Below are 13,418 nucleotides of genomic sequence, written 5' to 3'. Positions count from 1 at the left end.
ATGTGACGGCGAAGTCGGGCGAAGGTTGCGGAGTCCTGAGGCTGACTCAAAGTCAGGAAAGCAGAGAGAGTTTTCTGGCGCGCTGCAAGATTGCTGCCTGTCCGCGAACGCCGAGCTTCGAAGCCATTCGCTTGACATGGGTTCGCACTGTTTCAGCGGAGAGGTGCAGGCGGTCTGCAATCTGTGCGGTGTTGAGCCCGTCAGCGAGGTGTCGCAGTACTCTGAGTTCAGCTGGTGACAGGCTTGGAGTATAGACAGATTTTTCTCGCAACGCTCCGGTACCAAGCAACCCGACTGTGGAGGCTGCGTTGAAGATACGAGCCAAGCGAGGGGATAGGGCGGCTAGTGCTTGTCCGCTTGCTGCGGGCATGAGGGTGATGGTTTGTGCGAGGAGCGCTTCTGATACCGCGTCTGAGCGATCTAGCATGAGCTGGACACCCTCGGTGTTACCTTGGTACAACATTGCTGAGCATCTATGTACTACGCGTATGGCGATCAGTCGTTCACCCCAGCCATCATCGATTTGGTCGATAGCTGTGATTGCTCCGAGGGTGTCGCCTTGATAGAGAGCTGCTTGCCACTCAACCACGTGCCTAAACGGTAACGGAATAGTCTGGAACGCTTCTTTCGAGGCAGGTGGTGCTGCCGTGGTGCTGGTGAGTCTCTTGTAGAGCATCGCGACATCTCTGAGGATTGAGGGCGATGAATCTTCAAGGTCGCTTAACGCGAAGATGTCTTCTGGGCGCTCGATGACCCTCACATCTGTTTCTTCAGCGTCCTTCCAAGATGCAAGGATACGTCTGAACTGCTCGTCGTACTCTTGAAAGACCGCGATGTCGGTGAGGCAGCGTGAGGGAGGGTACACGAGCGAACGATAGGCATCACTCAATGCTCCGGCAGATTCTTCGTTGGGGAACTGTTCGTAGAGGGCTGCGTTGATTGCAGAGAATGCTAGCGACCTGCGGTGCTCAAGGTAGTCACCGCTCTCGCTCTTCGGGAGAAGTAGCTCTCTGCGCGGGAAACCGCCACAAGACAGTAGCGCGAGAATTGCAATCACACTCGCTTCTGCCGGGGATGAGTTGATCTCAGACGAGTCTTCTTCATCGATCTGCGCCTGCACAGCTTCAATGACGCCCCAGGCTGTTTCTCTCGCCGCCTGAGTGTCTTGCAGACGATCGTGCACAACAGCGCGCACGGCGTTGGTGAGGTGCCTGTCTGTTTCGTTCAGTTGGCTCACAAAGCCACGCAACATTTGCGCACACTCCGAGAGTTGCGCTTGAACTGTGTATGGCATCACGAGCGCGTGGAACGTGTACAGAAGTGGGTAGCTCTTGTAGTGCTTACGTGCAGTGCTGGCAAGCGCTGCAACCGTCTCAGGTGCAGTGGTTTCAAAAACTGTCAAGAACTGAGAGCGGAGAAGCATCTCTGCGCGTAGATAATCCTGCGCCAAAACAAACTGATCGAACGCCGCCCCGGGTTCATCCAGGGCGAGGAGCTGTTCGGCTAGCTTGATGCGCTGCTCCCGATGCAGGCGTCGCTTCTCAATGAGTGCTGGCCAGTAGGCTGCAACCCACGCAACATCGATCTCGTTTATAGAAAGTTCGCTATCAAGGTGCGGCAGGCCAAGAATTTCATGACCCTCTGCAGCAGAGATAGCTGGGAATAGTTTGCCGATGTGCCGTTGGGTGAAACGCGGCATGAGTTCCAGGATGGCCAGCTTGCCGAGCAAGCCGTCTCGAAGCCGTCGTTGCGGTATCGTCTCGAGCAATTTGGACTGCACTGCTGACGCGGCCGCAGCTAAAGCGCTCCCCCTCACGACGGATGGCGGGTCAGGCAGTGACCGGATCTCCTGCTGGAGCGCAATACGCACAGAAAAGGGTGACCTCATCGAGGACTCTTCGATTCGTCGGACAGAAGCTTCGATGCTTTGCTCATCAACCAAGACGATATTGTGCTCCGCACAAGTCGCCAGGAACAGAGATCTGATTTCTTCATGGGTGAAGAGCAGGTGTGCCCCCGCCACGAAATCGAGCTTGAGAGTTTCTGAGTGTCTCTCGAGCCTGTCGCATGAAAGATCGTCAATAGATGTGGTGATCACACGCCCGCTTGGGTCGACAGCAAGGAAGCCGCAAAGTGCATCACGTAAACGGTCAGGATCAGTAGCGAGGTCAAAATCATCGACCAACACGGCGCTTCCCTCAGGCACACCGGCTGCAAGCACACCGACGAGGTCTAGCGACTGCGCAGCGGAGAAAGAAGCCACGTATGGGGAACCGATGTGTTCCAAATGGGTGGCCAGCTGAAACAGAACAGTGGATCTTCCCGAACCAGGCAGCCCGAGCACGGAAACCCACCGCCCTGTGGAAGCGAGTATTTGCTGGACAAGACGAGGCCGCGAAATATGAGGAGACACATCAAGACCTGGGATGTGTGCCCGCCATGAAGCAGCCACGTTCTCAGGTGCTGACAGGAGCGAGTGTTGAACAGTCATGTCTTCAATCTCCAGTGGAGAAAAAGGGTCTATATTACCCCCCCCCCCGATAATTCGAGTTGTTTGAATAAGTAGATTATCCACGCTTCCAGATCAGCAAGCCGAAGGAATGGGTGACACGTCTGGGGGATTTTACGCCTGGTGGGTGACTCCCCTGGGGGAATCTCCCCCAATGGGGCAGATTCCACGAGCGCTACAGAGTTCAATCGAAATGGACTTCGCTCTGCTTCGTGCGCGTTCTGCGGCGGGGCGGTAAAGAACACACTCGACGATTCTCCGGGATTCGATGGGGGCAAAGGTAGATGAAACAGGAACAGTTGTTAAATAAGAGACGTTCCAAGATCGGGCGAAATCTCAAGGCGCAGGGCGGGAAGACTCTTGCGCTAGCGACCGCCGTGCTGGTGGCGTTCGGTGTTGGTATGCCCTCAGCAGCAATCGCTGCACCCGGCGATCTTGCCCACGGCGTGATCCACGTTGACTCGAACAATAACGGTGCGGTTAATACGAGCCAGCCGACGGGCGAGAACGACACCCCCCTCGCGGGCGTGAAGGTGACGCTCATTGGCGCAGATCCCACCCAGAAGGCGGAGACCACCACCGACGCGGACGGCAATTGGTCATTCAAGACGGCAGACGTCTCGGGAATTGCCGGCCCCTACACGGTGATGATCAATGCCGATGGACTGGGCGGCGACAACTACCTCACGCCTACAGCGAAAACCGCTGGGGTCAATGACTTTGAGAGAGTCGTTGACAACAGCGACGCGAATGCAACACAGAAGTCAATCGCGACGATTCCAGCTGACGCAAACGACGTTGAGCTCAACGCGCTCGTATACCCAACCTGGTCGACTGATGTGATCGCGATGAACGACCCGGATGGGTTCGGGGGCTACACCATTTACACGGGCACCGCTCCGTTTGATGCTGACGATAGCGAGCCGGGTCAAGATGCGGGTGACGGCAATAACCGTGTGCGTACCTCCGACGTGATCAACCACTCCTGGTCAATCACCGCGAGCGCCGAACAGGATCTCGGATCTTCATTCGACGCGTGGTTTGAACAGGAGCTGGTGCTGGAGCCAGGTGCGGTCGCCACATTCGGTCAGATGCCAAACTCGTGTGGCACCGGCAGCGAGATTCTAGCGCTTCCCTCGGGAGATGTCCTGCAGCCTCGGCAGGATCCTCCGAGCGGCACCACCTCTGTGGTGCTGAAGTGCAACCTCGGTGCGACCAGCGTTGACAAGGCGAACCACCAGCTTGATACGCAAGTATTCGTCTCGGGCAGTTCAGAAAACGGCGCGACATTCACCACCAACGTGCGCACCTATGGCGCTGATGAGAACGGTGTCACCACCGCACGCCCCGACGGACCGCACGAGTTCGGCCCCTTCGAGATCACCGCTGCCCCGCGGTACGATATTGAGAAGCAGCGCCCCTGGGTGTGGCAGCTCGGCACGAAGACCGTCGACGTCAATGGCACCCCGACTGAAATGAGGGGCTACGAGGTCTCGTACTCGATCAACATCACGACTGACCGTACGGTCGGCAATGAAGCGTTTGAGCAGCCGGTAACGTTCGAAGACGCACTTTGGGCGAATACCGCGGACGGCAGCAACACACTGAAGACACCGTTCAAGTGGTACATGATGCACTGTGGCCCTGACGGCTTGAACGCCCAGAACACCTCGGTTGGCCCTGGTGGCTCGACTGTTTATGGCAAGGTCGGCACCCCGATCTTTGGCGGCGGTGTGACAACTGCAGAAAACTCTGTCGTGGATTCCGGCACGTGCTCGTATGAGCGCGTAGGCGATGCCGACACCGGCAACTACAAATTCACACTTGACGGCATCGATACATCGGGCTCCAGCTACCCGACAAAGTCTCAGAATGGCACCGCACTTGCAGCCGACAAGTTCTATGTTGCGGCTTACACTGTGCGCGTCTTCATTCCGTTCGACGAGGTCGACGCAATGAACGACGTCATGGGTGACTACACCGGCAAGGTAAACATCTGGAACCGCGTTGGCGACTTCGACCCCAAGGGCAAGTCTGGTGCGAGCAACTACGGCTCGGCTGATGAGCCTGGCTACTGCGAGGCAGGCCCCAGTGATGATCGCAGCAGTAACTGTGACACGATGCCCGACGGCACCAGCCGAAGCAACAACGTATCCGGTCCCGCAAACATCGAGATCTCTCCCGGCAATGGCGGCAAGACCCTCGTTGACCAGCGCATGAGCTGGAACATGCGCGAGGCAAACATGCCCGAGTCGGCAGGCCAGGCCGGTGCGGGCCAGGTGCAGCCAGGGCAGGCGTTCACCTCTAAGGTGCAGGCACTGTTCAACTTCGACACTCCTGACGTCGAGATGATCGATGTCTGGGATAACTCGATGATGAAGCTTGCGCCGTTTAACGCTGATAAGCCGAACGATCCGAACGACACGAGTGGGCCGGTCATCCCCGATGATCTCTATTCGGTTGGCACGAACACGGTCAACGGTGACAACCGCAACGTGGCACTGGCCTATCAGGACAACTTCACGTTCAAGTACGCTCACGTTAACCTGACCGACGATGTCGCTCGCGACACCGCGAATAACGGCAACTTCGATTCGGATCAAGCGCGCTATGAAGGCGACTGGACTAATCAGGCCACGGCAGCTAGCGGCACGAACTCGATCACCGAAGACGCCAGCATCACCTGGTACGACAACCCGAACGACGTCCCCGGCGGCATTGACGAGGTCAACGCTGTCTGGATGAAGACGAAGGATGGCTACAAGGCTCCGGCGGGTTACCGTCTGCAGATGTTGACAGTGCTCGAGCAGCGCAACACCTATTACGGTGGCCCGAACGACGGTGAAGAGATTCCCGCCGGTACGATTGCTGCCAACTTCGGCAACATCAAGAGCCCGACCTACGGCGCAGGCGACTGGGTGGTGAAGAATCACCCGTACGTTCCAGGTTCCGGCACCACTAACGACGGCACCTATGGCTCCGATGTCAAGCATGCCTTCGGTGACCGCTGGACGCTGACCCGTGCAACGATGGCGATCACGAAGTACACCATCGAAGGTACGGTGAACGGTGAAGACGCGACCGGCGCGAGCGACATTGGTGTAACCGGCAGCGCGAAGGCCGGCACGCCTGTCATCTGGCAGATCGATCCTTCACTCTCCGCAGTCTCTGATGATCCGGCGCCCGTGAACAATGTGACTGTCACCGACACCCTCCCCAAGGGGGTGGAATACGATGCAGCGGGCACCGAAGAACTCGGTACAACTATGCCTTCGAGCGTCACGGTCAACGCGAACGGAACCACCACCCTGGTGTGGCAGCTCGGTACGCTCACACCGAACGAGCCGATCGGTTCGTTCAAGGTGGCTACCCACGTCGACCCGTTCCAGGCGAATAACTCGAGTCTGGTGAACAAGGTCAACATCAAGGCTGATGGCATCATCGCGGTGCAGCAGAGCCACAATGACGACCACACCGTGACGGTGACCCAGCCGGGTGGCCTGCAGCTGAAGAAGACGGTCGACGCCCCGCTTGATCTGCAAGATAAGGATCAGGTCTACACGCTGCAGGTGAAGAACTTCGCGGAGGCGCTCCGCTATGCGGCACCGACGGTCATCGATGTGCTGCCGTATAACGGTGACAAGGTGAACTCTGCGAACGTCAACCGTAACCCGGCTTCGGATTACGAGGGAACGAGCAAGCTCGATGCTGCTCCGACAGCCGACGTCGACGGTACGTTCTACTACACGACGATCGATCCCGCCAATGTTCCGCAGAACCTGAACGACGACATCGATCCGTCGATCTGGTCGACGACCTTCACGGCTGACGCGACGGCCTTCAAGTTCGTCGCGGCAAATCGACTGGGCAACGTGAACGAGGGCACTTCGTCAGGCTTGAAGATCACTTTCAAGACCAACCAGGCAGATAACGCCGCGGGTGATCTCTACGCGAACCGCTTCACGGCGTTCAGTGAGACGGCCTCCAAGGACGGCGTCTTCCAGCTGCTGACCTCAAACCAGGTGCTCGTACGCGTGGTCGGGTTCTCACTGGGCGACCTGATCTGGCTCGACACCGACGACGACGGCAAGTACACCGCAGGCACCGACACTGTCGCGCCCGAAGGTGTGAAGGTCAACGTTTACAACGAGGCCGGTGACAAGGTGGGTGAAACCACCACCAACGCCGACGGTCGCTGGGTGATCAATGACCTGCCCGAGGGCAAGTACTACGCTGAGATCCCGGCCTCTGAGTTCGCTGCCGGTGACGAAACGACACCGGCCGGCCCGCTCGCCGGGTACATCGCTCAGGACAAGGGTTACGAGGCTGACCCGAACAACGATGCGAATGAGGGTACCGACCACAACGGTGCGCAGCAATCGGACGGCTCGGTGAAAACTGGCCTGATCACGCTGTCCGCCACGGTGAACGGTTCGACGATCACCGGTGACGAGCCCACGGACGACAACACTGGTGGTATGACGGTGACCCCGGGTACCACGGATGATTTCACCAACTTCACGCTCGATATGGCGCTGAAGACGAAGCCAGTTCCAGGATACGAGTTCACTAAGACCTCTGACCCTGAGTCGGGTACAGCGGTGAACCCTGGCGACACCATTACGTACACGCTGACCGGCACCAACTCGGGTGAGACCACGCTGTCACCGGTGGTGATTACCGATGATCTGTCGAACGTGCTGAACAACGCTACCTACAACGGGGACGCAGTTGCACAGATCGACGGAGTGGACGCCGCATCGCAGCCGTCGGTCAACGGGACGACGCTGACCTGGCTCTCGCTATTGCAGAGTCTGCAGCCCGGCCAGTCAGTCAGAGTGACCTACTCGGTCACTCTGAACGATGATGCTGCTGGCGTACTGGTGAACAACCACGCTGAGTCGACTGCCACGCCTCCGGGCGAGCCGCCGATCACCCCGCCCCCGGGCGAGACTGAACACCCGACTCCGGGTTACGAGTTCGATAAGACCTCGGATCCCGTGTCAGGTAGCACAGTTGTGGCTGGCGACGACATCACTTACACGATCACGGGTGAGAACACTGGTAAGACCGATCTTGAAGTTGAGATCACTGATGACCTGACAAAGGTGCTCGAGTTCTCGACGATCAAGTCGGAGCCGGTGGCTGTCATTGAAGGTGCGGACAATGTGCCCGCTGCGGAGCGTGACGGGAATGCGCTGAGCTGGAATGGCACGCTGAAGCCTGGCGAGACAGTCACCGTGACGTACACGGTCACCGTTGGCGAGGGGCATGAGGGCAAGATCCTCAACAACCACGCTGAGTCCGAGGCGACGCCTCCGGGGCTGCCGCCGATCACTCCGCCTCCAGTGGAGACCGAGCACCCGATTCCGGGCTACGAGTTCGCCAAGAGCTCCGACCCCGCGAGCGTTACTGCGGTCGCACCCGGCAGCACAGTGACCTACACACTGACGGGTGAGAACACTGGCGCGACAGCGCTCGACCCGGTTCTCATCACCGACGACCTGTCGAATGTGCTGAACAACGCTGAGCTGACGATCGATCCCGTAGCGACGATCGACGGTGAAGATAGTGTTCCGGCTCCGGTCGTCGATGGCACAGCGCTCACGTGGACTGGCTCGTTGGAGGTCGGCCAGTCGGTCACCATCACCTACACGGTGACGCTGAACGACGACGCGAACGGTGTTCTGATCAACAACCATGCGGAATCTGAAGCAACGCCTCCGGGCAAGCCGCCGATCACCCCGCCCCCGGGCGAGACTGAGCACCCGACTCCGGATTACGAGTTCACCAAGTCCTCGGATCCTGAGTCAGGTACAACGGTTGTTCCAGGTGAGACGATTACCTACACGCTGACCGGTTCGAACACGGGCAAGACCGTCCTCGATCCAGTGATGATTACCGATGATCTTTCGAAGGTACTGAACCACGCGAACATCACGATCGATCCCGTGGCCACGATTGAAGGAGAGGATTCTGTACCTCAGCCCTCCGTTGACGGCACGGATCTGAAGTGGACGGGCTCGTTGAAGGAAGGCCAGTCGGTGAAGATCACCTACACGGTGACCCTGAACGATGACGCTGTCGGCGTGATCGTGAACAACCACGCTGAGTCTGAAGCGACGCCCCCGGGTCTGCCTCCGATCACGCCGCCTGAGGTTGAGACGTGGCACCCGACCCCCGGGTACACGTTCATGAAGACCGCCGACCCGGTGAGCGGCACTGCCGTTCAGGCCGGTGACGAGATCACCTACACGCTGACCGGCACCAACTCCGGTGAGACGGTGCTCGATCCGGTGAACATCACGGATGACCTCTCGCAGGTGCTCGAGTTCGCAGAGCTCACGGGCCAGCCAACTGCCACGATTGACGGAACCGAGACATCGGCTCCGAGCATCGACGGTACGACGCTCGCTTGGAGCGGCAAGCTCGAAAAGGGCGAGCAGGTGCAGGTGGTCTACACCGTCAAGGTCAAGGCCGGGTTCGAGGGCAAGACGCTCAATAACCACGCCGAATCTGATGCAACGCCTCCGGGCAAACCGCCGATCACTCCGCCCCCGGTAGAAACCGAGCACCCGATCCCTGGGTTCACCATCGACAAGACCAGCGACCCGGCTTCGGGGAGCAAGGTCAAGCCAGGCTCGGTCGTCACCTACACCGTGACCGGCACGAACACTGGTGCGACCAAACTCGATCCGGTGAACATCACCGACGACCTGTCGAAGGTGCTGAACCACAGTGCACTGTCGGGTACTCCGTCTGCGACAATCATCGCCGCAGACGGCACCGAAACCAGCGCGACCGCACCGGTTCTCGTGGGCACCACCCTGAAGTGGTCGGGGACTCTCGAGATTGGTGAACGAGTAGAGCTCAACTATTCGGTGAAGGTGAACGAGAATGCTAAGGATGTAAAGCTCTACAACCTCGTGGTTGGAAACGCTACACCTCCAGGGCTGCCGCCGATCACTCCGCCTCCGGCAGAGACCGAGCATGAAGTGCCCCCGTCGCTCCCCGTTACCGGTGGGACGCTCGCGGGTGGGGCAATCGCCCTCGCACTGATCCTCGGTCTGGGTGGCGGGGCTCTCCTGCTCAGCCGACGACGCAACCGCGTCGTAGCTGGAACTGAAGGCGGAAACGCCTAACTGATAGACCGCCGGGGCTCAACCCCTTTGAGGCTTCTCCCCCTTGCCTCCACCCCAAATTGAGCCCCGGCCAGGTCAGGCAGCGAGTAACCCAGTTTCCCCCCATCATGCTGGCTCTGCTCCTCCTGGCCGACTTGGCGGGCTTCGTCCTTTCAATCCCCGATGAGGACGAAGCCCGCCAACCACTTGCGGGTTAAGACATTTTCTTATTTTGAAAGTTTCCTGCCCGACTACGCACTAACGGAAGAAATGACCATGAATCTCAGTAGACCCGCCAACCACATTCAACACCTCAGAACCAGAACCGGTCCCTACTGGGTGCGAAGAGTTCTGGCGATTGTACTGGCGTTTTTGGTAGCTCTTGGTATGGGTTTCGCTGGTTCCACAGCGGCAACGGCAGTCGAAGACGAGTTCACCGAGCCGTACGACATCACCTTCGTATGGAAGCTACCTGAAGGCGGAAGTGCACCCTGGAACCCGTTTCCCAATGGCCAATCGCAGACGCTAGTCGACTACGTTCAGATCACCGATGGCATGGCTCCCAACACCATTCCTAACTTCTATGATCAGGCCGAGTGTGGCGGCATCTACCAAATTGACAGTTACCGCATTCTGGACGATGGCGCTCACTTTGCGGTGCTCGATTGGATCAGCAGAGGCGAACTCCGCCCCTGGACAGACGGCGACCTCGGCGCGAACTGGGAAAGAGAGTATCAAGATACGAATCCCGAGTACAGCCACGATAACTGGAAGAACGACGGAGACTTCTCATTCTTCACCTGGTTCGAAACTCCCGCTGAAGCCTGCGACCTCGCTCCCGTAGCTCCGATGGTAGAGCAGGCCGTGTGCACCGTTCCCGGCGGAGACGTGACCGATCCTTCGGTGACGCTGGCAGACACCGCCGGCATCACCTATACCCTTGACGGAACTGTCGCTGTGGGCGAGACCGTTGTCGTCATTGCGGCGCTGGACGACGACTACGCTAACAAAGGCTACATGCTGGCTGCTACTGATGGGTGGGCTCTCAGTGACGATAACAAGATTGCAACCTACACGGTCGAGCTGAAAGACGTTCCTTGTGACGTGACCCCTCCTGTCGAGGTTGCTCCGGTTGCTCCTGCCGTGACTGACGCCGTGTGCGAGGTTCCTGGTGATCTGACTGATCCCACGATTACGGTCGCTGAGACTGAGGGCGTGAACTACGATGTTGAGGGCGACATCAAGGCAGGCAGCACCCTCACCGTTACCGCTACTGCTGAGCAAGGCTACATGCTGGCTGCTACTGATGGGTGGGCTCTCAGTGACGATAGCAAGATTGCAACCTACACGGTCGAGCTGAAAGACGTTCCTTGTGACGTGACCCCTCCTGTCGAGGTTGCTCCGGTTGCTCCTGCCGTGACTGACGCCGTGTGCGAGGTTCCTGGTGATCTGACTGATCCCACGGTTACGGTTGCTGAGACCGAGGGTATCTCGTACACCCGCAAGGGTGAGGTGAAAGCGGGCAGCACTGTAACTGTCACGGCTTCCGCTCAAGACGGATACCGACTGAAGGCCGCAGAGGGCTGGACCATGAATGACGATGGCACGGCAACCTACACGGTTGATCTCAAACAGATCGATTGCTCAAAGAACTCGACAACTCCCCCTCTCGCCACGACCGGTGGAATCTCGGCAGCGGGCGCTCTCATGCTCGCGATTGGTCTGATCGGTGTGGGTGCATCGGCAATGTTCATTCGTCGCAACAAGCTCACTTAAGACGTAGCTCTGATTGGTTATGGCTACTGGACCAGACGGGCTTCATCCTCTCCGATCCCAAATGAGGATGGAGCCCGTCAACTTTTTACTCCCTTTCATTTAAGAGAAAGCAACTGAGCGTGTTTCAAGGATTCAAAGACTTCATTGCTCGCGGTAACGTGATCGACCTTGCAGTCGCGGTGGTGATCGGTGCCGCATTCACCACCGTTGTCACCGCGCTGGTAGACCAGCTGTTCAACCCGCTCATCGGAGCGGTCTTTAACGCTGATTCCCTCGCGAATGCGTTCCTGATCGAGATTCCGACCACCTCGGGTGGCGCTGCTACTCTCGGACTCGGCGCGATCCTCGCGGCCATCATCAACTTCCTGATCGTCGCCGCTGTGGTCTATTTCGTGTTTGTGCTCCCGATCAACAAGCTCAACGAGCGTCACGCGCAGGGGCAGGAGTCCGAGTCCGAAGTGACTGAGCTCGATTTGCTGACCGAGATCAGAGACCTGCTGAACGAGCGACACAAGTAGCGCGCACCGGTGATCTCGTGTGCGATTGGGTAGTAGCGAATGACGGCGACGATATGAATCATCAACGGGACGACGACGCGCATCAGCTTGATGACATCCGAGTGTCTGATGTTGTCGCCCTGTGCGGCCTTGCAGTAACCAGCATCATCCTGTGGGCAGTAATCGTGGCTGCCATTCTTCGTTTCGACCTGCCGCTGACCCCGCTGCTCACATCTGCAGGGGTGACGTTCGCCGGTTCACTGGTATTCGGCTGGTGTTTTCATGCGATCCGCGATCGTGAAACAGTGAGGCTCAGGTGATGGAGAAGAGCTTAGCCCTATCGCTTCAAGAGTGGGATCTGCTGCTCAATGCGCTGCGGTTTGCAGAAGACACCTACGACTCACTGAACGCCCGATTGGGTAGCCCCTACGATGTCCTCGGGGATAGCTACTTGGATCTTCGTCTCAAGATCGACCTCTACCTCGACTCGCACAGTGGTGAGCGCATCATGCTGAACGTTCCCGATCCAACGCCGCTGCAACCGTTCTCCGTTCACACCGAAACGATGAACAACGGTGAGGAACGGCAGTGAGGCCGCATCTTGACCCCCTTTGCCGCGCGAACGATGACGATCGCGTCAGATGTGCCGCCGGCGGCCTTTGACTGCGTCAAGTTCATCCTGGTCAGAGAGGGAATTGCCACACTTGCGTGCGGCGCGAACACAGCGCGAGTTGTCCCCGGTGATGTGATTGTTGTCTCAGCACACACGCTCTGTTGCGCTGCCCCCGAACCTCGAGTCACAGTATCGACGCTCTATATTGACCGTGACTACCTCATCGACTTGGTGTATTGGCAATGCGCCACACATTTTGTCGATCGGCTGGAAGTAAAGCACTTTTTCGATGTGCTGTTCACGAATCACTCCCAACAGTTCCATCTCGGGCACACACAACTGGAACAGATCGCGGCTTGGCTCGATGAACTCACGGTCATGAGCCAGGAGGGCATCGCCTCCGAGCGGTTCTACCGTGCGCAATCGGTGCTCTCCCTGGTCCTTGACGCACTGTTACCGTTCCTGAGTTCGGGGCAACAGGCGATGAAAGTTGAGAAGTGGCGCACTGATCAAATCGAGCAGCGCCGCTTTCTTGCACTGCGGAATGAGGCTCGCGTCGCTGCGGAGCTGATTCGGGCAAACCTGCGTCAGCGCTGGACCCTCGAAGACCTTGCCACTCAGGTGCATCTCTCACCGTCTCAACTCGGGCGCGTATTCGTGGCCTCATTTGGCAGCAGCCCCTTCGAGTACCTTGCACGGCTCCGAGTCGAAGAGATGGCGCTGCTCCTGCGAAGCACCAATCTCACGGTCTCTGAGATCGCGGCACGGGTGGGCTGGGGACACGTGGGTTACGCTTCCCTACAGTTTCGTCGCGCGCTCGGAGTGACACCCAGCAGATACCGAGTCATATGCCTGCAATGGGAGCAACCACCACAGCAATAGTGGTGGTCTCCGCATTCATA

7 protein-coding genes are annotated in these 13,418 nt (G+C 58.4%); 6 read left to right on the top strand and 1 reads right to left on the bottom strand.

What is annotated here, in order from left to right:
* Positions 1 to 52 precede the first annotated feature (52 nt).
* Positions 53 to 2,575 carry a LuxR C-terminal-related transcriptional regulator gene (locus ICL81_RS12110; protein ID WP_188033190.1) on the bottom strand — a complete coding sequence of 841 codons (2,523 nt, stop codon included), beginning with the start codon at positions 2,573 to 2,575 and terminating at the stop codon, positions 53 to 55.
* A 335-nt stretch (positions 2,576 to 2,910) separates the two neighbouring features.
* Between ICL81_RS12110 and ICL81_RS01375 the strand changes: the two genes are divergently transcribed.
* The 6 genes from ICL81_RS01375 (at position 2,911) to ICL81_RS01350 (ending at position 13,398) form a co-directional block, all read left to right on the top strand.
* Positions 2,911 to 9,651 (top strand): isopeptide-forming domain-containing fimbrial protein, encoded by a 6,741-nt coding sequence (locus ICL81_RS01375; RefSeq protein ID WP_188033189.1) that lies wholly within the window; start codon positions 2,911 to 2,913, stop codon positions 9,649 to 9,651.
* Between the two features lie 366 nt (positions 9,652 to 10,017).
* On the top strand, positions 10,018 to 11,406 hold the full coding sequence (locus tag ICL81_RS01370) for a hypothetical protein (RefSeq protein ID WP_188033188.1): 1,389 nt from the start codon (positions 10,018 to 10,020) through the stop codon (positions 11,404 to 11,406).
* Positions 11,407 to 11,525: 119 nt separating this feature from the next.
* Positions 11,526 to 11,924 carry a large conductance mechanosensitive channel protein MscL gene (mscL, locus tag ICL81_RS01365; RefSeq protein ID WP_188033187.1) on the top strand — a complete coding sequence of 133 codons (399 nt, stop codon included), beginning with the start codon at positions 11,526 to 11,528 and terminating at the stop codon, positions 11,922 to 11,924.
* A gap of 53 nt (positions 11,925 to 11,977) precedes the next feature.
* Positions 11,978 to 12,223 carry a hypothetical protein gene (locus tag ICL81_RS01360; RefSeq protein ID WP_124974018.1) on the top strand — a complete coding sequence of 82 codons (246 nt, stop codon included), beginning with the start codon at positions 11,978 to 11,980 and terminating at the stop codon, positions 12,221 to 12,223.
* On the top strand, positions 12,223 to 12,495 hold the full coding sequence (locus ICL81_RS01355; protein WP_124974016.1) for a hypothetical protein: 273 nt from the start codon (positions 12,223 to 12,225) through the stop codon (positions 12,493 to 12,495). Before ICL81_RS01360 ends, ICL81_RS01355 begins: the two co-directional genes overlap by 1 nt.
* A gap of 9 nt (positions 12,496 to 12,504) precedes the next feature.
* Entirely contained in the window at positions 12,505 to 13,398 is an 894-nt protein-coding gene (locus ICL81_RS01350) for an AraC family transcriptional regulator (protein WP_124974014.1), read from the top strand.
* Positions 13,399 to 13,418 lie beyond the last annotated feature (20 nt).

This window comes from Leucobacter sp. cx-328 (assembly GCF_014530035.1).
In the GTDB taxonomy this organism is placed as follows: domain Bacteria; phylum Actinomycetota; class Actinomycetes; order Actinomycetales; family Microbacteriaceae; genus Leucobacter.
This window is presented reverse-complemented; position numbering and strand designations above follow the sequence as displayed.